This is a genomic window from Pseudomonas sp. MWU12-3088 (assembly GCF_023242405.1).
Classification (GTDB): Bacteria; Pseudomonadota; Gammaproteobacteria; order Pseudomonadales; family Pseudomonadaceae; genus Aquipseudomonas; species Aquipseudomonas kribbensis.
This window is the reverse complement of record NZ_JALJEA010000006.1, coordinates 219,281-240,821: the sequence shown is the minus strand read 5'-3', so window position 1 is coordinate 240,821 and position 21,541 is coordinate 219,281. Positions and strand designations below refer to the sequence as shown.

Here is a 21,541-nt window from a genome sequence, read left to right as displayed (position 1 = left end):
CCCCAGCCAAACAGGACATTCCATGATGGATACTCGTGATTGCGCGTGCGGGCAAACAACGGTGCGCGATGAGGCGGCACGCTGGTTTGTGCGTTTGCAGGAGCCTGCTGTCGACGCCGAACAATATCGGAACTTCGAAGCCTGGCTGAACGAACATCCGCAGCACCGTGACGAATTCCAGTTGCTGCAAGGCTTGTGGACGGCGGCGGATCTGCTGCCGGCGCCACGGCTCAAGGCTCTGTGTGAAACCCCGCCAACGCGACGTGAGCGCCGTCCGTTGCTGCGTTATGCGGTGGCGGCCAGTGTGGTCGCGGTGGCCCTCGGGCTCGGCCTGTTCAGTGGCTTGAATCACCCAGCGGGTTATAGCGCCGAATTCGTCACCGCGTTGGGCGAACGCAAGCATGTGGCGTTGCCGGACGGCTCGGTGATCGATCTCAACAGCCGCAGCCGCTTGCAGGTGCGTTTCGAGAAGGATCGGCGCCTGATCGAGTTGACCGAAGGCGAGGCGATGTTCAGCGTCGAGCACGACACTTCGCGACCGTTCGTGGTCGAAGCCGGCAGCGGCAAGGTCACGGTCACCGGCACGCGCTTCGATGTGCGCCGCGACGTGACGCAAACCCGGGTCGCCGTGGAGCAGGGCACCGTCAAGGTGCAGGGGCGGCATGCGCCGGACAACGTGTTCATCAACTTGACGGCCGGCCTCGGTACCCATGTCGACGCCCATGGCGTTGTGGCTCAGGCCTACGCGGTCAACCCGGCGGAGCTGACGGCGTGGCGCGGCGGCAAACTGGTGTTCAACAACGCCAGTCTCAGTGAAGTGGTCGAAGAGGTGTCCCGTTACCGCGACAAGCCGTTGACAGTCGCCAACCCGGCCGTGGCTAAGCTGCGCCTGACCAGCGTGTTCAAATCCGACAATACCGACGCCTTGCTCAAGGCCTTGCCGAGCATTCTTCCGGTGGCCGTGCGCACCCACGCCGACGGCAGTCAGGAAATAATTTCAAAATAAAATTCAGGTTTTTTTCGAGTTCGTCGTCTTCCTGTTCAACTGCAACTGGTTTGCATTAACAGCCGCACACTCTTGCGATCCACAGGACTCCGTACGACGTGAAAAACACCACTGCCAACAACAAAAAATCCCCTTGGTTGCCGCTGGCGCTTGCGCTGGCGGTCAACGCTGCGATGCCGCTGGCATTCGCCGCCGACGCCATTCATATCCGCGCGCAACCACTGGGCCAGGCGCTGAGCGAACTGGGTCAGCAAACCTCGCTGCAAGTGTTTTTCAGCCCGGACCTGGTCGCCGGCAAACAGGCCCCGGCCGTCGATGGCAATCTTTCACCGGAGGATGCGCTGCGCCAGTTGCTGCAAGGCAGCGGCCTGAACTATCAGATCAATGAAGGCTCGGTGACCCTGTCGCCAGCGCCGGCCGCAGCCGCCAACGGCCCGCTGGAACTGGGCGTGACCGACATCAAAGTGGTCGGTGACTGGCTCGGCGACGCCGATGCCGCCGTGGTGCAGAACCACCCGGGCGCACGGACGGTGATCCGCCGCGAGGCCATGGTCGAGCAGGGCGCAATGAACGTCAGCGACGTCCTCAAGCGTGTGCCGGGCGTGCAGGTGCAGGACTCCAACGGCACCGGGGGCAGCGACATCTCGCTGAACGTCGGCGTTCGTGGCCTGACTTCGCGTCTGTCGCCGCGCTCTACCGTACTGATCGACGGCGTGCCAGCCGCGTTCGCACCTTACGGTCAGCCGCAACTGTCGATGGCACCGATTTCTTCCGGCAACCTCGACAGCATCGACGTCGTGCGCGGCGCCGGTTCCGTGCGTTACGGGCCACAGAACGTCGGCGGCGTGATCAACTTCGTGACCCGTGCCATCCCGGAAAAAGCCACCGGTGAAATCGGCACCATCCTGGAAACCACCCGTTATGGCGGCTGGAAACACATCGATACCGCGTTCCTTGGCGGCACCGCCGACAACGGCATGGGCGTCGCGCTGTTGTATTCCGGCGTCAACGGCAACGGTTACCGCGAGCGCAACAACGGCAACGACATCGACGACGTGCTGCTCAAAACCCACTGGGCGCCGACCGATCAGGACGACTTCAGCCTCAACTTCCACTATTACGACGCCAGCGCCGACATGCCCGGCGGCCTGACGCAGAAGCAGTACGACGACAAACCGTACGACTCGGTGCGCGACTACGACAACTTCAGCGGCCGCCGCAAGGATGTGTCGTTCAAGTGGATCCGTCAGATCGACGAGCGCACCCAGGCTGAAGTGCTGACCTATTACACCGACAGCTTCCGTGGCAGCACCATCGCCGCCCGCGACCAGAAAACCCTGAGCTCGTACCCGCGCTCCTACTACACGCTGGGTATCGAGCCACGTGTCTCGCGGGTATTCGATGTCGGTCCGACCACTCAGGAAGTCAGCGTCGGTTATCGCTACCTTAAAGAGGCCATGCACGAGCAGTCGAGCCGTCTGGCGCTGGTCAACAATGAGCCGGTGGTCACCAAGACGTCCGATGGCCATGTGTTCCAGGACCGTACCGGCGGCACCGAGGCCAACTCGGTCTACGTCGACAACAAGATCGACGTCGGCAAATGGACCATCACTCCAGGCATTCGCTTCGAGCACATCAACACCGACTGGCACGACCGCGCCGTGCTCGACACCGCCGGCAAACGCGTGCCGGAAAAAAACCGCAGCATCGAGAGCAACGAACCGCTGCCGGCGCTGAGCGTGATGTATCACCTGTCGGATGCGTGGAAGCTGTTTGCCAACTACGAAACCTCGTTCGGCAGCCTGCAGTATTTCCAGCTGGGCCAGGGCGGCTCGGGTGACCAGACGGCCAATGGCCTGGAGCCGGAAAAGGCCAAGACCTACGAAATCGGCACCCGCTACAACGATGATGTGTGGGGCGGAGAAGTGACGCTGTTCTACATCGACTTCGACGATGAGCTGCAATACATCAGCAACGATGTGGGCTGGACCAACCTCGGCGCCACCAAGCACCAGGGTATCGAGGCTTCGGTGCACTACGACATGGCGGCGCTTGATCCGCGTCTCGATGGCCTGACCGCCAACGCCGGTTTCACCTACACCCGCGCCACGTATGAAGGGGAGATTCCGGGCTTCAAGGGCCGCGACCTGCCGTTCTATTCGCGTCAGGTGGCGACCGTCGGGCTGCGCTACGACATCAACCGCTGGACCTACAACATCGACGGATTCGCCCAGTCCAAACAGCGCTCGCCGGGCACCGGCGTGAATGCCGACGGCAGCTTCAGCAACAACTACATCACCGAAGGCACGGCGGACGGCCAGTACGGCGACATCCCGGGCTACGTGACCTGGAACGTGCGTGGCGGTTATGACTTCGGTGCGCAGCTGTCGAACCTGAAACTCGGCGCCGGGGTGAAAAACATCTTCGACAAGCAGTACTTCACCCGCTCCAGCGACAACAACTCCGGGATGTATGTCGGCGCGCCGCGTACGTTCTTCGTGCAGGCCAGCGTCGGTTTCTGACCCCGCGAGGCTCGTTCCCGCACGGCGTGGGAACGAGCCGGTTCAGACCTTGAGGGCTTTGCCGCCTATCGCCACCGCCACCAGCAGCGTCGCCATCAATCCGAAGGCGAAACTCAGGCTGCTGGCATGGGCGACAAACCCGATCACCGCCGGCCCCGCCAGAATCCCTGCATAACCCAACGTCGTGATCGCAGGCACCGCGATGCTTTCCGGCATCACGGTCTGTTTGCCGACCGCCGTGTACAGCACCGGCACGATGTTCGAACACCCGGCGCCGACCAGCGCATAGCCGACCAGCGCGGCTTCCCAGCTCGGGGCGAACGTCGCCAGAAACAAACCTGCCGCCGCCAGCAGACCACCGAACAGAATGATCCGCGTCGCACCCAGTGCGCGAACGATCCGGTCACCGGTCAAACGGCCCGCAGTCATCGTCAGCGCGAACGCTGCGTAGCCGAGGCCTGCATAAGCCGTATCGATCCCGCGTTCCTGCGCCAGAAACACCGCGCTCCAGTCCAGCGCCGCGCCTTCGGTGAGAAACACGATGAAGCACATCCCGCCGATGAACAGCACGACACCGTGAGGCACGGCAAACGCCGGCCCTGAGCTTTCACTGCCGTAAGGCAACATGTGCGGCACAGCCTTGAACAGTGCCGCGATCAGCACCACGACCACCACCAGCATCGCCGCCAATGGCGACAGCCCAAGACCGAGCAGGGCGCTCACGCCCGCCGCACCAACGATCCCGCCCAGGCTGAACAGGCCGTGAAACCCCGACATCATGTTCTTGCCGCTGGCGCGCTCGACGATCACCGCTTGCAGGTTCACCGTCGAATCCACCGTGCCGAGCCCGGCGCCGAACATGAACAACGTGGCGATCAACGCCGGGATCGACGACACCGTCGCCAGCAACGGCAACGCTGCACAGATCAGCAACGTGCCGCCGGTAGCCACGCGCCGACAGCCGAACCGCGTGGCCAGAATCCCCGCCAGCGGCATTGCCAGAATCGAACCCACCCCCAGACACAACAGCAACAGACCCAGCGTCCCTTCATCAAGCCCGGCCCGCGCCTTGGCGTACGGCACCAGCGGCGCCCACGCCGCGATGCCGAGCCCGGCGATGAAGAAGGCGATGCGCGTGGACATCTGTTGCAGGCGTCCGGGGACGAAGGTGTCGTTAGGCGTGAGACTGGTCATGGGAATCCTTGGCAAAAAACGTTTCAGCAGTGGGCATCCTTGCACAGCTCGCCCTTGCGGTGAATTGCGTTTTAAAGTGGCGCTTCAGAAAACAGGAAAACAAGGGCCGGTTGATGACGCAGTTCTACGATGCACGGGGCAATATCTACGGAGTGGTTTCACCCCGGGCGCTGCGGGAGTCGGGCATCGATCTGCCCTCCGATGCCGCGCAATGTGCCTTGTCTCGACAGGCGTGGAGCCGCGCCGCGATTGCCCTGTGTTGTGACTGGCCCGACTGTCAGCGACCTGCCGGCAGCAAGTCCCACCGCAGCGATGGCTTGCTGATCGGTCCGTTTCAATCCTCGCCACCTTTCGATCTGCTGATCGTCAACACCGACGGCACGCTGGCCGAGCGCAGTGGCAACGGCTTGACGATTTTCTCTCAGGCACTGCTTGAGCAAGGGCTGATGCCGGAAGAGGGCGCATCGTTGCAGGTGCATCACGACAAGCTGGATGCGCTTTCGCCAGTAGCGGTTTCCGTCAAACCCGCTGAGGTGACAGGGGTGCAAGGCTTCTGGCTGGATCTCGGGCAGCCCGGTTTCGGTCCGGCAGCCGTCGGTGCAGCCGGCGTTGAACTCGTGCAGTTCAACAACGTGGAAGTCAGCCGCGTCCGACCATTGGCGCAACTCGATCCTGCCTGGGCACACAGCCAGTTCGTGCGCATCGGCAATCCCCATTGTGTGACGCTGGTGCAGAATGAGGCCGCACTGCCGAGCAACGCGCAGATGCTTGAGTCACCGCTGGCCGACAGCCTGACCGCCATCGCCTTCGCCATGCCCGTCGGCGCCGGCCAGCCGTGCCCGGCCGGGGTCAATCTGCAATGGGCGAAACGCGTGGGTGATCAACGCATCGCGGCGCGAGTATTCGAACGGGGCGAGGGGCCGACGGCGTCTTCCGGCACCAGCGCCAGTGCAGTGGCGTGTGCGGCGTGGCGGGCGGGCTGGGTGTCGGCGGGAGAAGTGCAGGTGGTGATGCCGGGCGGGGCGGCGCCGATTTTACTGGAGGAAGAGAACGGTAAGCTGATCGGCGTGCGTCTGTTCGGCACGGCGCATCAGACAAAAAGGTGAAGTCCCTTTCATGATCGTCCCCCCGGGAACGATGGATCCCTTGAACTTCACTGTGAGCCGGTTCGCTGCGGTTGTCGCCTGTCAGATCTGACAGGGCGTCACGATCGTTTTGCGATAAAACCGCCGCGAACCATAACCGCCACTCACCTCTCGACGAACTCCACCACCGGCATCTGCCGCTTCATCAATACCTTGCCGCCACGGATCGAATACAGCGGCAGGCCCTGGCTGCGAATGACTTCGTAATCACTGTCCGCCGACAGGATCAGCAGGTTGGCCGGGCGACCCTGTTCCAGGCCATAGCGTTCACCGAGGTGCATGGCCTTGGCGCTGTTGTCGGTGACCAGGTCCAGGGCGCTTTGCAGGTTGCGGTAACCGAGCATGTGGCAAATGTGCAGCCCGGCTTCGAGCACGCGCAGGATGTTGCCGTTGCCCAGCGGGTACCACGGGTCGACGATCGAATCCTGGCCGAAGCAGACGTTCATGCCGGCTTCGAGCAGCTCGTTGACGCGGGTCACGCCACGGCGTTTCGGGAAGTTGTCGAAGCGGCCTTGCAGGTGAATGCTTTCGGTCGGGCAGGAGACGAAACTGATGCCCGAGTGCCCGAGCAGGCGGAACAGTTTGGCGCAGTAGGCGTTGTCGTAGGAGCCCATTGCGGTGGTGTGGCTGGCTGTCACGAGTGCGCCCATGTCGCGGCTGCGGGCCTCTTCGGCCAGCACTTCGAGGAAGCGTGAATGCGGGTCGTCGGTTTCGTCGCAGTGCACGTCCACCAGGCAGCCGGTGCGTTCGGCCAGGTCCATCAGAAACTTCACCGAGCTGACACCCTGGTCGCGGGTGTATTCGAAATGCGGAATCCCGCCGACCACATCCGCGCCCATGCGGATCGCTTCTTCCATCAGCTCGCGGCCGTTGCGGAACGACTCGATGCCTTCCTGGGGGAACGCGACGATTTGCAGATCGATCAGGTGACGGCTTTCCTCGCGCACTTCGAGCATCGCCTTGAGCGCGGTGAGTTGCGGGTCGGTGACGTCGACGTGGGTGCGCACGTGCTGGATGCCGTGGGCGGCCAGTGTCTGAATGGTTTTCTTGGCCCGGGTTTTGGTGTCTTCCTGGGTGATGGTGACCTTGCGCTCGCCCCAGCATTCGATGCCTTCGAACAGCGTGCCGCTCATGTTCCAGCGCGGCTCGCCGGCGGTCAGGGTGGCGTCGAGGTGAATGTGCGGCTCGACGAAGGGCGGCACCACCAGATTGCCGCCAGCGTCGAGGTCGTCGGGGCTCAGGGTCGGCGCTTCGGTCTGGCGCGCGATGCTGCGGATCAGGCCGTCTTCCAGGTGCAATTCGTGCAGACCTTCCTGGTTGCGCAGGCGGGCGTTGATGATGTGCATCAGGCAAATCCTTCTTATAGGTCTTGTAGTGGCGCGCTGGCGCGGCGGGCGCCCAGCAGGCCGGTGACGATGACATACGTTAGCGCGGCAGCGGCGATCCCCACCAGCGGCGCGATCCACGGCGAGTGAAACGCCGCGAGGGTGCCAACCGCGTAGGCCCCGAGCCCCGGCCAGTTGAAGGCCGGCAGCCGTGCGTCGGCCAGGCGCGGATAGTGACCGCGCCAGCGGAAGAAAAAGTCCGCCATGATGACCCCGCCAATCGGCGGAATCACGGTGCCGAGCAGGATCAGATAAGGCACCAGCATGTCATACATGCCCAACAGCGCGAGCAGCGTGCCGATCACCGCACCGGCCAGGGTCACGGTCTTGCGGCGCCCGGTGCGCAGCAGGTTGCAGCCGGCGACGGCGAAGTTGTAGATGGTGTTGTCCTGGGTGCTCCAGATATTCAGTAGCAGCATGGCCATAGCCGCCATGGCGAAACCTTGCAGCAGCAACACTTCAACCACGTCGGGTTGTTGATAGACGATCGCGCCGTAGGCGCCGATCAGCACCATCAGGCCGTTGCCGATGAAAAAGCCGATCAGGCTGGCCAGTACCGCGACCCGCGCCGAGCGTGAGAAACGCGTCCAGTTGGTGGCCTGGGTCGCGCCGCTGACGAAGGTGCCGAACACCAGGGTGATGGCGGTTGACCAGTCCAGCGAACCGGTCGGCACCACGGCCAGCAGACCATCAAGGCCGCCGACCTTCACCGTGGCCACCCACATTGACAGCATCAGCAGCAACATCATGGCCGGCACCGCGATGTACGACAGAATCTCCAGCCCGCGATACCCGACATACGCCGTGGCGCAGAACACCAGGCCGAACAGCACCATGAGCCCGAGCACCGTGCCGTCGTCCAGGGCGAAATATTTACCGAGTACTACCGCTGCCGTCGCCGTACCCCAGGCGTACCAGCCGATCTGCGTGAAACCCAGGATCAGGTCGCTGAGCTTGCTGCCGACTTCGCCAAAGCAGAAGCGCCCCATCAGCACCGAGTTCAGGCCGCTCTTGAAGGCGATGTAACCCAGCGCTGCGGCGTAAAGGCCCAGCAGCAGATTGCCGATGATGATCACCGCCATCATCTCGCCAAAGTCGAACGCCACGCCGAGCTTGCCGCCGGCAAACATGGTCGCGGTGAAGAAGGTGAAGCCCAGCAGCACCATGGCCGTCGAGGCCAGGCCTTTGCGGGCGTGCATGGGGACTTCGCTCAGGGGGTAGTCGTTGCCGGGATCGTTCTGCGTCATGGCGGGCGTTCCTTGCTGGAAAGGGGAGGACGCGAGGAGGTTGCAGCGGTCGTGCCAGTTACCGATTGGCGAGGTTATGTATAGACGAGGGATGGGATTTGGCGCGAAAGCGGTGCGCCTGCCTCCGCTGAAGCACAATGTGGGAGCCATCAGGCCGGTTATTTTTCGGCTCAGAGAAAGCGCAGCAGCGCAGCAACGATGGCTTCAGGCGCATCTTCTTGCACCAGATGCCCGGCATTCGGGATCGGATGAAACCGCGATCCGGGGATCATCTGGTGCAAGGCCCGGCCGCGTTCAATGGGAATCCACTGATCTTCCTCGCCCCAGAGAATCTGCACCGGGCAGCGAATCGTCGGGTACAGCGGCTGCACCTCCAGCGTGTAGCGCTGGTCCATCTGCGCGATCTGCCGGTAGAACGCCGCTTGCCCCGGATCACCCAGCCACGGCTCCACGTAGGGCGCCAGTTCATCATCGGGAATATCCCGGTGAATGGCCCCGCGAATGTAGGTCGGGACGATGGCGTGCTGGATGTAATCCGGCAGGCCGCTGAACGCCGCTTCATGCTGGCGCACGTGCTGCACGAACGGCGAGCCCCAGGGCGTCAGCGCCACCGGGTCGATCAGCGTCAGGGTGCGGTAATCCTTGCCGTTGAGCAGATGCGCGCGCAGGGCGGTGGCGCCGCCGAAGTCGTGGGCAACCACGTCCGGGCGTTGCAGGCCCCAGTGATCCAGCAACTGCGCGAGCAATTCGTTCTGCACGCCGAGGGAGACATCGGCGTCCGGTTGCTCGGAGCGCCCGTAGCCCAGCAAGTCGAAGTAGTGCACCCGATGCGTGGCAAAAAAATGCGGGGCGATGCGGTGCCACACACAGGAAGAGAAGGGCGTGCCGTGCACGAACACCAGCGGCGGGCCGTCGCCGCGCACCCCGTGGCGAATCTGTCGCCCGTTGAAATCAAAGACCTGATCCAGCAGCCAGTCCGTCATGGGCCTGTCCTCTTGGCGGGTTCGAGCCAAAAAGCATAGGCGTAAAAAAACCACCGGTCTCGGTGGTTTTTTTGTATCGCGGGATTTACTCGCCGCGATAGATGCAACCGCTGGTGCAGGTCTCGTGGATGCGGATCGCACTGAGTTCCGGCAGCAGGGGCTTCAATTCATTCCAGATGAATTTGGCCAGCACTTCGCTGGTCGGGTTCTCGAGGCCCGGAATGTCGTTCAGGTAGTTGTGATCCAGACGCTCGTACAGCGGCTTGAAAATCGCCTTGATCTCGGAGAAATCACGGATCCAGCCGGTGTGCGGATCGAGGTCGCCGCTGAGGTGAATCGCCACTTTGAACGAGTGACCGTGCAGACGTCCGCACTTGTGGCCGTCCGGTACGTGGGGCAGGCGGTGGGCGGATTCGAAGGTGAACTCTTTGAAAATTTCCACAGTGATTTCAGCTCTGTTCAGATGGCGTTCGCCGCAGCGAATTCGGGCAGGCGGCGAGTTTACCAGCTTGTCCCCGGCTGTGCTGACTAAAGGGTCAGCAAGCGCTCGGCGAGGCGACCATTGGCAGTCAGTTCAAGGAACTCGTCGCCCAGCCGGCGGCTCTCGTCCATCGCCGCGCGCCAGTATTTCTGCCGGCTCGGTGCATCGCCCATGAAACGTTTGAAGTCGTTACGGTCGGGGAGTTTGCCGTAGGGCAGGCGCGCCAGGTATTCCTTGGACGGCGCGAGCAACAGCACGTCCTGCAGGCGCTCGGTCGAGGCCTTGCGCCACGGCAGGGTCTTGTCGAACCAGCCCGGAATCACCCGGTCGGTGAAGTGCGGATAGAGCACGATGCCGTCGCCGTTGTAGGGCAGGTCGAGGTGATAGTCCAGCAGGCCGCCGTCGCGGAAGGTGCCGGCACCGGCGCCCGGCAGGTCGCGCACGCCTTCCATGACCATCGGGATCGAACCGGACGCCAGCAGCGCCTGACGCAGGTTGCCGGCATTGAGGGCGACGAAGCGCGACGGAAAATCGTTTAGCGCATGCACCGGCGGTGCCAGACGCGGATCGTGGATGATCAGCCGTTCGAAGTGCCGCGACAGCCGCGCCCGGCCTCGCAAGTTGTCGGCGATCACCGAACCCAGCGCCAGCCCCAGCCGGCCACGATGGTCGTTCGCCAGCCCGCCGTGGCTTTTGACCACCATGATGTTCAAGCGGTAATGGGCATTGTCGAGCAGTAGCGCATCGCGGCCGTCGAGCAGGTCGTCGAGCATGCGCTGCGAACTGCGGCTGACGTCGCTGATGGTTACGCCTTTGTTGAAGTTCTGTTCGGTGTACAGGTGACCGAGGCGGCGAATGCCTTCGGCGGCGTCCGGCAGACAGGCGCTGGCGAAGCGCCAGGAACCCACCGATGCACCGATCAGCGAACGCTCACGGGGAGCCGCCGGCAGCCACTCGCCGAACAGCGCCAGATCCAGCCCCTGAATCCCCAGCGCCTTCGGCCCGCCGGCCGCACCGGGCAGGGTGCCGACGTCGGCGGCATTCAGGCCCTGGGCGCGGATGCGTGCCATGGCGCGTGGGCCGGCCTTGAGGGTCAGGGAGGGGAACTTGATGTGGATGGCTGTCATACCGGTCTCGATCGTTAGCAAGCGAAAGATTATAAGCACATGTTGCCGACCCTGCTGAAGCTGGCCCGGTGATGGCCATTCAGTTTCAGTTAAGTTCGCACCGTTATGGTGCTGTCCGTAGCGGCACTGAAAATACGGAGAACCCATGAAAACCCTGACTGCTCTGAGTCTCGCCTCGTTCATCGGTCTGGGCACGAGCCTGGCCCACGCACGTGATCTTGGCCCGGATGAAGCCCAACGTCTGCACGACGCTGGTACTATCGTGCCCTTCGAGCAGCTCAATGCCACGGCGCTGGACAGGCATCCGGGTTCCACCATTACCGACGCCGAGCTGAAAGAGAAGTACGGCAAGTACCTCTACCAGCTCGACCTGCGGGACCCGCAGGGGCTGGAGTGGGATGTGGAACTGGACGCGGTCAGCGGGCAAGTGCTCAAGGATCATCAGGATACGTAATGAAGGTGAATGCTCGCGCCACCGGTCGAACCGCGTTGGCGCTTTTGATTTTCTGCTCGGTGGCCGGGGCTCGTGATCTCGATCAGGATGAAGCCCTGCGCCTGCGCCAGCAGGGGGTGATTCTGCCGCTGGAGCAAGTGCTGCATAACGCGCTGGATCGCTACCCCGGTGCGAAACTGCTGGAAGTCGAGCTGGAAGAAAAGCACGACGTCTACATTTACGAAGTCGAGTTGCTGACCGTCGACGGGGTGACCCGCGAACTCCATCTCGAAGCCGCCACCGGCCGCCTGCTAAAAGACAAGGAAGATTGATCGATGCGTTTGCTTCTGGTGGAAGACCACGTCCCCCTGGCCGATGAGCTGATCACCGGCCTGCAACGCCAGGGTTATGCCGTGGACTGGCTGGCGGATGGTCGCGATGCGGTCTATCAGGGCCGCAGCGAACCGTACGACCTGATCGTTCTCGACCTCGGCCTGCCGGGCGTGCCGGGTCTTGAAGTGCTGGCGCAATGGCGTGCCGGCGGGCTGGCGACGCCGGTGCTGATCCTCACGGCCCGCGACTCTTGGGCCGAGCGCATCGAGGGCCTGAAGGCCGGTGCCGATGATTACCTGACTAAACCCTTTCACCCGGAAGAACTGTATTTGCGCATCCAGTCGCTGCTGCGCCGCTCCAAGGGGCAGGCCAACCAGCCGACGCTCAAGGCCGCAGGGCTGCACCTGGATGAGGGCCGCCAGTGTGTCGTGCGTGACGGTGCCGACATTCAACTGACCGCCGCCGAATTCCGCCTGCTGCGCTACTTCATGCTGCACCCGGAGCAGATTCTTTCCAAAAGCCACCTCGCCGAACACCTCTACGACGGCGAGACCGAGCGCGACTCCAACGTCCTCGAAGTCCACGTCAATCACCTGCGGCGCAAGCTCGGCAAAAGCGTGATCGAAACCCGTCGCGGCCAGGGTTATCTGTTCGGCGGACAGGCTTCGTGAGATCGATCCAGCGCCGCTTGAGTCTTGGCCTGATCAGCGTGATGGTGGTTGTCGGCGTGGTGCTGGCGCAAACCAGTTTGTGGCTGTTCGAAGTGGGTTTGCAGCGTTACCTCGAAGCCGGTCTGCGCAATGACAGCGAGAGCCTGTTGGTGGCGCTGGTCCGTGGCCCGCAAGGCTTGCAACTGGATGAGCGACATCTGTCGCCGGCCTACCAACGGCCGTTTTCCGGCCATTATTTCCGCATCGACTTTGCCGACAGTCACTGGCGTTCACGCTCGCTGTGGGATCAGGACCTGCCGCTGCTGCCGGAGCCCGGTCTGCACAGCAATCTGCAACTGGGGCCGGACGGGCAGCAACTGCTGGTGCTGCGCTCGGATTACCGACGGCTCGGCCAGTCGATCTCGATCAGCGTGGCCCAGGATTACACCCCGGTGCGCGAGAGCTTCCAGCGCATGCGTCAGATCGGTCTGGGCCTTGGGCTGGCCGGGTTGCTGCTGATCCTGATTCTGCAACGATTGACCGTGCACCGCGCCTTGCGTCCACTGGAAAAGGCTCGCGAACAGATCGCCCAGTTACAGCAAGGCCAGCGCTCACAACTCGATGAGCAAGTGCCGGCAGAACTGGAACCGCTGGTGGCGCAGATCAACCATCTGCTGGCGCACACCGAAGACAGCCTCAAGCGTTCGCGCAATGCCCTGGGCAATCTGGGGCACGCACTGAAAACCCCGCTGGCGGTGCTGCTGAGCCTGGCCTCGAACGAAAAACTCGATGCCCATCCCGAGCTGCGCAAGATCCTCAAGGAACAACTGGAACAGGTTCAGCAACGCCTGAACCGCGAGCTCAACCGTGCGCGGCTGTCCGGCGATGCGCTGCCGGGCGCGCTGTTCGATTGCGATGCGGAGCTGCCGGGGCTGCTGGCGACGTTGAACATGATCCACGGCGAACACCTTTCGTTGAGTTACGTTGCCCCCTCGGGACTGCAACTGCCGTGGGATCGTGAAGACCTGCTGGAACTGCTCGGCAACCTGCTGGACAACGCCTGTAAATGGGCGGACGCCGAGGTGCGGCTGAGCGTGGTCGAGACGGCTGAAGGTTTTGTGTTGAGCGTGGAAGATGACGGGCCGGGAATTCCCGAGGCACAGCGCGATCAGGTGTTCAGTCGGGGCACGCGGCTGGATGAACAGACCCATGGGCATGGGTTGGGGCTGGGGATTGTGCGGGATATTGTCGAGACGTGGGGCGGGGTTTTGTTGCTTGGCGAAAGTGAGTGGGGCGGGTTGCAGGTGGAGATTCAGTTGCCCCGGCGGTGAATCCGCTCCCCACAGGGATCTGTGGGGAGCGGGTTTGAAGGTCAAACCCGGAACTGATCCATCAGACTCTGCTGCTGATTCGCCAGGCTATTGAGCGACTGACTCACCCGCGCCGACTCATTCGCCTGCCCCGACAGCGACTCCGTCACATCACGAATGGTCGCCACGTTGTTGTTGATCTCCTCGGCTACCGCGCTCTGTTCTTCAGCGGCGCTGGCGATCTGCAGGTTCATGTCGCTGATCACCGTCACCGCATCGCCGATCTGGCGCAGCGCCGTTACGGCCTGGCCGACCTGTTCGACACTGCCCTGGGCCTGACGATGGCTGTTGCCCATCGAGCCGACCACATCCTGGGTGCCGTTCTGCAATTGCTCGATGACCTGGCGGGTTTCTTCCACCGACTCCTGAGTGCGGCGGGCGAGGTTGCGCACTTCGTCGGCCACCACCGCAAAGCCACGTCCGGCTTCGCCGGCGCGAGCGGCTTCAATGGCGGCGTTGAGGGCCAGCAGGTTGGTCTGCTCGGCGATGGCGCGGATGGTCTCCAGCACCGTACCGATCTTCTCGCTGTTGGCGGCCAGGCCTTCGACCTGAACCATGGCGGCGCTCATGTCGGCGGCCAGGGTGTCGATGCTGGCGGTGGTGCGGTCGATCACGGTCAGGCCCTGACGCGTGGCGCGGTCAGCATCCTTGGCCGCTTCGGCGGCTTGCGCGGCGCTGCGGGCCACGTCCTGGGCGGTGGCGCTCATTTCGTGGGACGCGGTGGCGACCTGATCGACCTGACGGTATTGCTGCTCCATGCCGGCGCTGGTCTGGGTCGCAATGGCCGAAGACTGGTCGGCGGTGTTGCGCGCGTCCTGCACCGAACGTTTTACCTCGGCGATGATCGGTTGCAGCTTGTCGAGGAAGCGGTTGAACCAGCCGGCCAGTTGGCCGAGTTCGTCTTTCTTGTCATAGGCCAGACGACGGGTCAGGTCGCCTTCGCCGCTGGCGATGTCTTCCAGCATGTGCGCCACGCCGAGAATCGGTTTGGTCACGCTGCGTGCCATCAGCCACACCAGCAGCAGGCCGAGCAGTGCCGCCAGAACGCCGAGGCTCAGTTCGATCAGGGTGCCCGAGGTGTTGCTGGCATCCAGTTGCTGCTTGAGCGCTTCGGCGCGACTCACCAACACTTTCTCCGGCACATCGAGCAGCACGCCCCACGACGGACCACCGGGAATCGGCTGGAACGGCGAGAGCACTTTCAACTGCGCATTGCTGTGCAGGCTGCTGACGGTTTTGCTCGAGGCCAGCAGACGCAGCAGTTCGGCACCACTGGTGGTGTCCACGGCATCCAGGCGCTGGCTGAGTTTGTTGGCGTCCGGGCTGTAACCGGCGAGCAGGCCGGCGGGGCTGATGATGCTCACGGCGGTCTGGCCGTCATAGAGCTTTTTACTGGCACCCTGGCTGATCGCTTGCAGGCTGTTGAGGTTGATGTCCACCGACAGCGAGGCGATGACTTTACCGTTGACCATCAGCGGGAACACGATGCTGGTCATCAGCACCTTTTGCCCGTCGATCACGTAGAAATACGGTTCGATCACGCACGGCTTGAGCGTGGTGCGCGGGCAGGTGAACCAGGCGTTGGCAGCCTGGCCGCTGGGGCCGGTGCTGGTGTCGGCCATGTCGCTTTCCGGCAGCGCCATCGAGGTCACTTTGCCAGGCGTCGGTTGCGACCAGTACAGGGCGAAGCGGCCCTTGTCGTTGCTGCCTAATTCACTTTGTCCGGCGAACAGCTCGTCCTTGCCGTCCAGCGCATTGGCTTCGAACACCAGCGACAGGCCGAGCAGCTCCGGGTTGGCCTGCAGTGCGGATTTCACCTGGCGGGTCATGTCTTCGCGCAGGTCGAAGGCATCGAGGAAGCGCTTCTCGGCCTGTTCGCGCAGGAACAGAACCTGACGAGAGAAACCGTGGCCATATTGATAGGCGTCCATGAACTGTTGGCGAATGCCCGCGGCCTGAACTTCGCCCTGGGATTCGATGCGCGCCTGGGCCGATTCGGTGAGCATCTCCATGCTGGAGGCTTTGACCAGTTCGGAACTGTGCTCCATGCGATACAGCGAAAGACCCACCAACAGGGTCACGATACCGGCCAGGCAGAGGCCGGCGAGCAGGGTGATTTTCCATTGGATGGAAAGTTGTCTGAGCGACATGGAGACGTCCTTATTCGATAAATATCTGAGACTTTGCACTGTAACGGCCGCGTTTCGACTTTCTTTATGGCGCAAACGCAATAGGGCGAATTGACGCACTTTATGGCCGATATGCCGTTGTCGCCGGTTTGATCATGGAAAGTTACACAGTGTCGCGACCGGTCGCTTTGACACTGCGCCCGCTCTGCGGCACAGTGCGCGCCCTTCTAATAAGACCCTCTATGCAAATCCGCTGGCGACCTTCGTGGCTTGCCGGCCGGACTCATCCTGTCTGGCGGTGAATGGCTTTACCGTCGTGTTTTTGAGGTAGTGAAATGAATGCAGTGATTGCTGCGGTCGGCGTCATGCTGATCCTCAGCCTGTCCCGGGTGCATGTGGTGATCGCGTTGATCGTCGGTGCGCTGGTCGGTGGCCTGACCGGCGGCCTGGGCATCGACGCCACGCTCAAGGCCTTCAACAGTGGCCTGGGCGGCGGGGCGACGGTGGCGTTGTCCTACGCGTTGCTCGGCGCTTTCGCCGTGGCGATTGCCAAGTCCGGCCTGGCCCATGCGCTGGCCGACAAGGCCCTGGCAATGGTCGATCGTCAGCACGCATCCGGTGGCGGCAGCGTCAAATGGCTGCTGATCGGCCTGCTGTGGGTGGTGGCGATCGCTTCGCAGAACATCCTGCCGATCCACATTGCGTTCATTCCATTGCTGGTGCCGCCGCTTCTATATGTATTGACCAAGCTGCAACTGGATCGCCGGCTGATCGCCTGCGTCATGACCTTCGGTCTGATCACGCCGTACATGGTGTTTCCGGTGGGTTTCGGCAACATCTTCCTCAACCAGATCCTGCTGGCCAACGTCAGCAAGGCTGGCGTCGACATCAGCCAGGTCAACGTCATGCATGCGATGGCCATTCCGGCGGCGGGCATGGTGTTCGGTCTGTTGATGGCGGTGTTCTTCAGCTACCGCAAAAAGCGTGTCTACGATCTGGAGAAGATCGAACAGGTTGAACAGGTCAGCGTCGCCTACAACCCGATGACCATTGGCATTGCCGGTCTGGCCATCGCTGCAGCCTTCATTATCCAACTGCTGCTGGACTCGATGATTATCGGGGCACTGGCCGGGTTCCTGATCTTCTCGGCGTCGGGCATCGTCAAGTGGCGCGAGACTGACGGCCTGTTCACCGAAGGCATGAAGATGATGGCGATGATCGGTTTCATCATGATCGCCGCCTCGGGTTTTGCCGAAGTGCTGAAGGCCACCGGCGAGGTGCGCACGCTGGTCGAAAGCGCGGCGGCGCAGATCGATCACAGCAAGGCCATTGGCGCGCTGCTGATGCTGCTGGTGGGGCTGATGGTGACCATCGGTATCGGTTCGTCCTTCTCCACGGTGCCGATCCTCGCGGCGATTTTCGTGCCGCTGTGCGTGCAGCTGGGTTTCAGCCCGATGGCGATCGTCTGCATCGTCGGCACTGCCGGGGCCCTGGGTGACACCGGCTCGCCGGCCTCGGACTCGACCCTCGGCCCGACCTCCGGCCTGAACATCGACGGCCAGCATCACCACATCTGGGACACCGTGGTGCCGACCTTCCTGCACTACAACCTGCCGTTGCTGGCGGCCGGCTGGATGGCCGCAATGGTCTTGTAACACCCCAAACCGGATCGTTACTGCTCAGAACGTGGTAACGATCTGGTTAGACCTCAGCTCAACTTTTGCTTTCGCGTGCCGTTAACGCCTTTAACCACGCCAATAAAACCAAAAGAGTGAGCCCCCATGCGCCTGAGTCTCAAGGCTAAAGTCCTGTCCCTTGCCGTCCTCCCGGTCTTGCTCTTTGCGCTGGTGATCAGCCTGACCACGCTGTTCATTCTCCAGGAACAGGCGCACAAGGAAGTCGAACAGACCCGAGAACGCCTGCTCGGCGACGCCAAGGCCACTCTGGCCAGTTATGTCGCGGTGGCCATGACCACCATCAAACCGCTGTACGACGCTGCCGCCCCCGGTGACACCGACGCACGGGCGCAGGTGATCAAGCTGCTCTCGGGCATCAAGTACGGCAAGGACGGCTACTTCTTCGGCTACGATTCCGAGACCGTGCGCCTGTTCAAGTCCACCGATCCCGAAGGCGTGGGCAAAAGCTTCAAGGACAACCGCGACCCGAACGGCGTCTACGTCAACCGCGACCTGGTGAAAGTGGCGAAAGACGGTACTCACTACCTGCAATACAGCTCGCCGCTGCCGGGAAATGCGCAGGTGTTGGTGCCGAAACTCGGCTACACCGAATACCTGGCGAAGTGGGACATGGCGGTCGGTACATCGGTCAACCTCGACGGCATCGAGGCGCAAGTGGCGCTGGTCCAGGCTCAGGTTCAGGAGCGTATGGAAGGTGTGGTGCTGAGCATCGTCGGCGTGGCGGTGGTCGTGTTGCTGGTGATCGCGGTGGCGGGACTGGTGCTGGCCAATACCATTCTGCGGCCGCTGAACCTGATGAAAGCCAACCTCGATGACATCGCAGCAGGCGAGGGCGACCTGACCCGGCGCCTGACCATCACCAGTCAGGACGAACTCGGCGAACTGGCCGGCTCGTTCAACCGCTTCGTCGATAAGATCCACGGCTTGGTGCGGCAGATCACCGAGATGACCACACAACTGACCGGGCTGGTGACGCAAGTCTCGGATCAGGCCCAGCGTTCCGATCAGGCCATGGAGCGTCAGCGTCACGAAACCGATCAGGTGGCCACGGCGATCAACGAAATGTCCGCCGCCGCGCAAGAAGTCGCCAAGAGCGCACAGAACGCCGCCGTCGCCGCGCAGCAGACCGACGAAGAAGGTCAGAGCGCCAAACGCGTGGTGGCCGGCAGCATCAAGCAGATTCATGCGCTGGTGGACGACATCCGCAGCAGCGGCGTGTCCCTCGACAGCCTGCAGCAGGACGTGTCGTCGATTGTCGGCGTGCTCGGGGTGATTCGCTCGATTGCCGAGCAGACCAACCTCCTGGCGCTCAACGCCGCGATCGAAGCGGCCCGGGCCGGCGAGGCCGGGCGCGGATTTGCGGTGGTGGCGGACGAGGTGCGGGCGCTGGCGTCGCGCACGCAGATCAGCACGCAGGAAATTCAGGGCATGATCGACCGTTTGCAGGCGGGTACGCAGTCGGCGGTCGAGGCGATGCGCCGTTCCAGCGAGGCGGGTGACGGTACCTCGGCTCAGGCCAATCAGGCGGGGGCGTCGCTGGATGCCATGGCGGATCTGATTGCGACCATCAACTCGATGAATGCGCAGATCGCCAGTGCCGCTGAAGAGCAGACGGCCGTGGCGGAAGAGATCAACCGCAGCGTGCACCAGATTGCGGTGGCGGTGGACAACGTGGCGGATGAGACACAGTTGGGGGCGCAGACTTCGCGCAGTCTGGCGGATTTGGGGCAGCGGTTGGGCAAGCTGGTCGGGCAGTTCCGGATCTGATGCCGTTGCCGGGGCGGACCGTCAGGGTCTGTCCCAATACGGCACCTCACCGAAACACTCGATAAAGAAATCAATCACCGTCCGCACCTTAACCGACAACCGTCGACTCCCCGGCCACAGCACCGCAATCTGCTGCGGCTCGACACTGTTCGACACCTGATACCCCCCCAGCACCGGCACCAGCGTGCCCCCACGCACCGCCTCGCCAATCAGCCATGACGGAAACATCACCAGCCCCAGCCCCTGTTCGGCGGCCTGGGTCAGGGTGTCCGCATGATTGCCGGTAATCGGGCCTTTGACCGAGTACGGCGTCCACTCGCCCTGATCCTGCCGGAAAAACCAGCGCTGCTGACCGGTCGCACCCTTGTAGGCCAGACATTGATGGCGGGCGAGGTCTTCGGGATGCTGCGGCGTGCCGAAACGTTTGAGATAGGCCGGACTGGCCGCGACCTGAAAGCGGTGCGGCGCGAGGATCCGTGCCTGCATGCTCGAGTCGTGCAACGGGCCGATGCGGAACAGCAGGTCGGCGCCTTCCTGCAGCGGGTCGATGTAGTGGTCGGTCTGCTGGATATCCAGTTGCAGCTTTGGATAGCGCTCACACAAGCGGCCCAGCCATGGCGTCAGATGGCGCTGGCCGAAGACCACCGGGGCGTTGATCCGTACCAGCCCGGTGGGCTCGCTTTGCTGTTCCTGCAACGCCTGTTCGGCTTCCTCCAGCTGTACCAGCACCAGCCGCGCGTGGTGGCCGAGCATGCGCCCGGCTTCGGTCGGCGTGACCGCGCGGGTGTGGCGGTAGAGCAGTTGCTGGTTCAGCGCCTGTTCCATCAACTGGATCTGTCGGGAAATCGAGGAGGGCGCCACGCCTTCGCGGCGGGCGACTTCGGAAAAACTGCCGTGGTCGAGCACCGCCACAAACAGCCTTAGCGCCTTGAATCCCAGTTCGTTGAGCCCGTGCATCGTCGATCCTGCTGTGCGAGTTGCGCAAAAGTGTTGTCAGGATGCTCCCATTTATCGCACAGCTGAGCCAGCCGATAATCCGCGCCATCGTTTCCTTCAGAGGTTTTTCAGATGCAGTCGTTTGAAGAAGTGAGTGCCGCGCCGGCTCCGGTCGCCCGGCCGGGTTTGCGCTTGTTGCTGTTGCCGCTGGTGATTCTGGCCGGCATGGGGTTGTCGGTGGAGGCCGGGTTGCTGGGGCCGCTGGGTGAGCAGGTCGGGCATCTGTGGGCGACCTTGAGCATCTTCGGGGTGGGGTCGGCGATTCTGTTTTTGCTGTTGCTGTTTGCGGGGCCGCAGAAGGGACCGGCGCTGACCGATCTGCCGCGCTGGCAGTTGATCGGCGGGTTTCTGGGGCCGATGTATGTGGTGGTGCTAACCCTGGCGACGCCGCATATCGGGATTGCGATGACCATGATTGCGATTCTGTCGGGGCAGGTGGGCAAGAGCGTGCTGATTGACCATTTCGGCTGGTTCGGGGCTACGCGCAAGAAGGTCAACGGCGAGCGCTGGCTGGCGTTGGGGTTGATTGTGGCGGCACTGATTTTGATTGCGCGGGGTTGATGAGATGAGTCTGGTGATTTTGTTGGCGGTGGTGGTGTTGGCCGGTGCGGTGTTGAGTGTGCAGGCGGCGATCAATGGGCGATTGGGGGAGACCGTTGGTGTTCTGCGCAGTAGCCTGCTGACGTTTGTGGTTGGCGCGGTGAGTACGGGGCTGCTGATCCTGTTCTTCGAACCGGCCCATGCGGTCAGCCTGCTGGACGTGCCGAAGTGGCAGTTGAGTGGGGCTTTGTTTGGGGTGGTTTATATGATGGTCATGGTTGGTGCGATGCCGCGCGTTGGTACGGCCGTGGCCACGGTGGCGGTTATTGTCGGGCAGCTTGGAATGGGGATGCTGATCGATAATTTTGGGTGGTTGGGGAATCCGGCTATTGAGCTGTCTTCGAGCCGGGTTTTGGCGATGGGGTGTTTGGGGTTGGCGTTGGTATTCATGTATCGCAGTAGTGTTCGGCAGGCTGTTTGAACGTGGCGGCCTTTGGGCCGACCAGGTTCCCGGGTTATTGGGTACATATCCGTTT

At 62.7% G+C, this 21,541-nt stretch carries 19 protein-coding genes and 2 pseudogenes; 12 read left to right on the top strand and 9 right to left on the bottom strand.

All coding sequences use genetic code 11. The annotated features are described in order from the left end of the window. Positions 1–22: 22 nt before the first annotated feature. Together M5B98_RS16590 and M5B98_RS16585 are read left to right on the top strand one after the other, a co-directional pair. Positions 23–1,006 carry a FecR family protein gene (locus M5B98_RS16590; RefSeq protein ID WP_248743290.1) on the top strand — a complete coding sequence of 328 codons (984 nt, stop codon included), beginning with the start codon at positions 23–25 and terminating at the stop codon, positions 1,004–1,006. A gap of 98 nt (positions 1,007–1,104) precedes the next feature. Continuing rightward, the gene (locus M5B98_RS16585) at positions 1,105–3,528 is read left to right on the top strand and encodes a TonB-dependent siderophore receptor (protein WP_248743289.1); all 2,424 of its coding nucleotides are present in this window, start codon (positions 1,105–1,107) and stop codon (positions 3,526–3,528) included. 42 nt (positions 3,529–3,570) lie between these two features. On the opposite strand, the gene M5B98_RS16580 is transcribed toward M5B98_RS16585, so the two are convergent. After that, positions 3,571–4,722 carry an MFS transporter gene (locus M5B98_RS16580; RefSeq protein ID WP_248743288.1) on the bottom strand — a complete coding sequence of 384 codons (1,152 nt, stop codon included), beginning with the start codon at positions 4,720–4,722 and terminating at the stop codon, positions 3,571–3,573. A 113-nt stretch (positions 4,723–4,835) separates the two neighbouring features. Between M5B98_RS16580 and M5B98_RS16575 the strand changes: the two genes are divergently transcribed. Beyond that, positions 4,836–5,828 (top strand): diaminopimelate epimerase, encoded by a 993-nt coding sequence (locus M5B98_RS16575; protein WP_248743287.1) that lies wholly within the window; start codon positions 4,836–4,838, stop codon positions 5,826–5,828. A gap of 143 nt (positions 5,829–5,971) precedes the next feature. Here M5B98_RS16575 and codA read toward each other — a convergent pair whose 3' ends face one another. From codA to M5B98_RS16550, 5 genes are all read right to left on the bottom strand, one after another. Then, a complete protein-coding gene (gene codA, locus M5B98_RS16570; RefSeq protein ID WP_248743286.1) occupies positions 5,972–7,213 on the bottom strand; it encodes a cytosine deaminase in 1,242 nt (413 codons plus the stop codon). A 14-nt stretch (positions 7,214–7,227) separates the two neighbouring features. Then, positions 7,228–8,499 (bottom strand): cytosine permease, encoded by a 1,272-nt coding sequence (gene codB / locus M5B98_RS16565; RefSeq protein ID WP_119428495.1) that lies wholly within the window; start codon positions 8,497–8,499, stop codon positions 7,228–7,230. A gap of 170 nt (positions 8,500–8,669) precedes the next feature. Continuing rightward, entirely contained in the window at positions 8,670–9,482 is an 813-nt protein-coding gene (locus M5B98_RS16560) for an alpha/beta fold hydrolase (RefSeq protein WP_248743285.1), read from the bottom strand. Positions 9,483–9,567: 85 nt separating this feature from the next. Continuing rightward, positions 9,568–9,924, bottom strand: a complete 357-nt coding sequence (gene queD, locus M5B98_RS16555; protein ID WP_007955941.1) for a 6-carboxytetrahydropterin synthase QueD — start codon at positions 9,922–9,924, stop codon at positions 9,568–9,570. Between the two features lie 86 nt (positions 9,925–10,010). Next, the gene (locus M5B98_RS16550; protein WP_248743284.1) at positions 10,011–11,090 is read right to left on the bottom strand and encodes a patatin-like phospholipase family protein; all 1,080 of its coding nucleotides are present in this window, start codon (positions 11,088–11,090) and stop codon (positions 10,011–10,013) included. Between the two features lie 145 nt (positions 11,091–11,235). On the opposite strand from M5B98_RS16550, the gene M5B98_RS16545 reads away from it, so the two are divergent. The 4 genes from M5B98_RS16545 to M5B98_RS16530 are packed head-to-tail and all read left to right on the top strand — an operon-like array spanning position 11,236 to position 13,837. After that, a complete protein-coding gene (locus M5B98_RS16545; RefSeq protein ID WP_248743283.1) occupies positions 11,236–11,544 on the top strand; it encodes a PepSY domain-containing protein in 309 nt (102 codons plus the stop codon). Then, on the top strand, positions 11,544–11,855 hold the full coding sequence (locus M5B98_RS16540) for a PepSY domain-containing protein (protein ID WP_119428499.1): 312 nt from the start codon (positions 11,544–11,546) through the stop codon (positions 11,853–11,855). The genes M5B98_RS16545 and M5B98_RS16540 overlap by 1 nt, the downstream gene beginning before the upstream one ends. A 3-nt stretch (positions 11,856–11,858) precedes the next feature. Next, complete coding sequence (locus M5B98_RS16535; RefSeq protein ID WP_248743282.1) at positions 11,859–12,527, top strand: response regulator transcription factor; 669 nt, start codon at positions 11,859–11,861, stop codon at positions 12,525–12,527. Beyond that, positions 12,524–13,837: an ATP-binding protein gene (locus tag M5B98_RS16530; RefSeq protein ID WP_248743281.1), complete on the top strand. Its 1,314-nt coding sequence runs from the start codon at positions 12,524–12,526 to the stop codon at positions 13,835–13,837. The genes M5B98_RS16535 and M5B98_RS16530 overlap by 4 nt, the downstream gene beginning before the upstream one ends. A 41-nt stretch (positions 13,838–13,878) precedes the next feature. Here the strand turns inward: M5B98_RS16530 and M5B98_RS28895 are convergent, their stop codons facing one another. Both M5B98_RS28895 and M5B98_RS28890 read right to left on the bottom strand, forming a co-directional pair. Beyond that, on the bottom strand, positions 13,879–14,634 hold the full coding sequence (locus M5B98_RS28895; protein ID WP_371807414.1) for a methyl-accepting chemotaxis protein: 756 nt from the start codon (positions 14,632–14,634) through the stop codon (positions 13,879–13,881). A 102-nt stretch (positions 14,635–14,736) separates the two neighbouring features. Beyond that, positions 14,737–14,883: pseudogene (locus tag M5B98_RS28890) on the bottom strand (HAMP domain-containing protein); the annotation flags it as partial. A 1,457-nt stretch (positions 14,884–16,340) separates the two neighbouring features. On the opposite strand from M5B98_RS28890, the gene M5B98_RS16520 reads away from it, so the two are divergent. The 3 genes and pseudogenes from M5B98_RS16520 to M5B98_RS28880 all read left to right on the top strand — a co-directional run bounded on the left by M5B98_RS16520 (position 16,341) and on the right by M5B98_RS28880 (position 19,469). Further along, the gene (locus tag M5B98_RS16520; RefSeq protein ID WP_085712531.1) at positions 16,341–17,660 is read left to right on the top strand and encodes a Na+/H+ antiporter family protein; all 1,320 of its coding nucleotides are present in this window, start codon (positions 16,341–16,343) and stop codon (positions 17,658–17,660) included. 126 nt (positions 17,661–17,786) lie between these two features. Beyond that, a pseudogene (locus M5B98_RS28885) lies at positions 17,787–18,563 on the top strand (cache domain-containing protein); the annotation flags it as partial. An 84-nt stretch (positions 18,564–18,647) separates the two neighbouring features. After that, complete coding sequence (locus tag M5B98_RS28880) at positions 18,648–19,469, top strand: methyl-accepting chemotaxis protein (protein WP_412548797.1); 822 nt, start codon at positions 18,648–18,650, stop codon at positions 19,467–19,469. Between the two features lie 21 nt (positions 19,470–19,490). Here the strand turns inward: M5B98_RS28880 and M5B98_RS16510 are convergent, their stop codons facing one another. Then, the gene (locus M5B98_RS16510) at positions 19,491–20,426 is read right to left on the bottom strand and encodes a LysR family transcriptional regulator (RefSeq protein ID WP_248743279.1); all 936 of its coding nucleotides are present in this window, start codon (positions 20,424–20,426) and stop codon (positions 19,491–19,493) included. A 111-nt stretch (positions 20,427–20,537) separates the two neighbouring features. On the opposite strand from M5B98_RS16510, the gene M5B98_RS16505 reads away from it, so the two are divergent. Together M5B98_RS16505 and M5B98_RS16500 are read left to right on the top strand one after the other, a co-directional pair. After that, on the top strand, positions 20,538–21,026 hold the full coding sequence (locus M5B98_RS16505; protein WP_248743278.1) for a DMT family transporter: 489 nt from the start codon (positions 20,538–20,540) through the stop codon (positions 21,024–21,026). A gap of 4 nt (positions 21,027–21,030) precedes the next feature. Continuing rightward, positions 21,031–21,486, top strand: coding sequence for a DMT family transporter (locus tag M5B98_RS16500; RefSeq protein ID WP_248743277.1), 456 nt, complete (start codon positions 21,031–21,033; stop codon positions 21,484–21,486). The last annotated feature ends 55 nt before the right edge of the window (positions 21,487–21,541 follow it).

Bases quoted from the DNA above. Each gene is read 5' to 3' on its own strand.
- M5B98_RS16590 (WP_248743290.1), top strand. From the start codon at position 23: ATGATGGATACTCGTGATTGCGCGTGCGGGCAAACAACGGTGCGCGAT.
- M5B98_RS16580 (WP_248743288.1), bottom strand. From the start codon at position 4,722: ATGACCAGTCTCACGCCTAACGACACCTTCGTCCCCGGACGCCTGCAA.
- M5B98_RS16575 (WP_248743287.1), top strand. From the start codon at position 4,836: ATGACGCAGTTCTACGATGCACGGGGCAATATCTACGGAGTGGTTTCA.
- codA (WP_248743286.1), bottom strand. From the start codon at position 7,213: ATGCACATCATCAACGCCCGCCTGCGCAACCAGGAAGGTCTGCACGAA.
- codB (WP_119428495.1), bottom strand. From the start codon at position 8,499: ATGACGCAGAACGATCCCGGCAACGACTACCCCCTGAGCGAAGTCCCC.
- M5B98_RS16560 (WP_248743285.1), bottom strand. From the start codon at position 9,482: ATGACGGACTGGCTGCTGGATCAGGTCTTTGATTTCAACGGGCGACAG.
- M5B98_RS16550 (WP_248743284.1), bottom strand. From the start codon at position 11,090: ATGACAGCCATCCACATCAAGTTCCCCTCCCTGACCCTCAAGGCCGGC.
- M5B98_RS16545 (WP_248743283.1), top strand. From the start codon at position 11,236: ATGAAAACCCTGACTGCTCTGAGTCTCGCCTCGTTCATCGGTCTGGGC.
- M5B98_RS16540 (WP_119428499.1), top strand. From the start codon at position 11,544: ATGAAGGTGAATGCTCGCGCCACCGGTCGAACCGCGTTGGCGCTTTTG.
- M5B98_RS16535 (WP_248743282.1), top strand. From the start codon at position 11,859: ATGCGTTTGCTTCTGGTGGAAGACCACGTCCCCCTGGCCGATGAGCTG.
- M5B98_RS28895 (WP_371807414.1), bottom strand. From the start codon at position 14,634: ATGGAGCAGCAATACCGTCAGGTCGATCAGGTCGCCACCGCGTCCCAC.
- M5B98_RS16520 (WP_085712531.1), top strand. From the start codon at position 16,341: ATGAATGCAGTGATTGCTGCGGTCGGCGTCATGCTGATCCTCAGCCTG.
- M5B98_RS28880 (WP_412548797.1), top strand. From the start codon at position 18,648: ATGACCACACAACTGACCGGGCTGGTGACGCAAGTCTCGGATCAGGCC.
- M5B98_RS16510 (WP_248743279.1), bottom strand. From the start codon at position 20,426: ATGCACGGGCTCAACGAACTGGGATTCAAGGCGCTAAGGCTGTTTGTG.
- M5B98_RS16505 (WP_248743278.1), top strand. From the start codon at position 20,538: ATGCAGTCGTTTGAAGAAGTGAGTGCCGCGCCGGCTCCGGTCGCCCGG.
- M5B98_RS16500 (WP_248743277.1), top strand. From the start codon at position 21,031: ATGAGTCTGGTGATTTTGTTGGCGGTGGTGGTGTTGGCCGGTGCGGTG.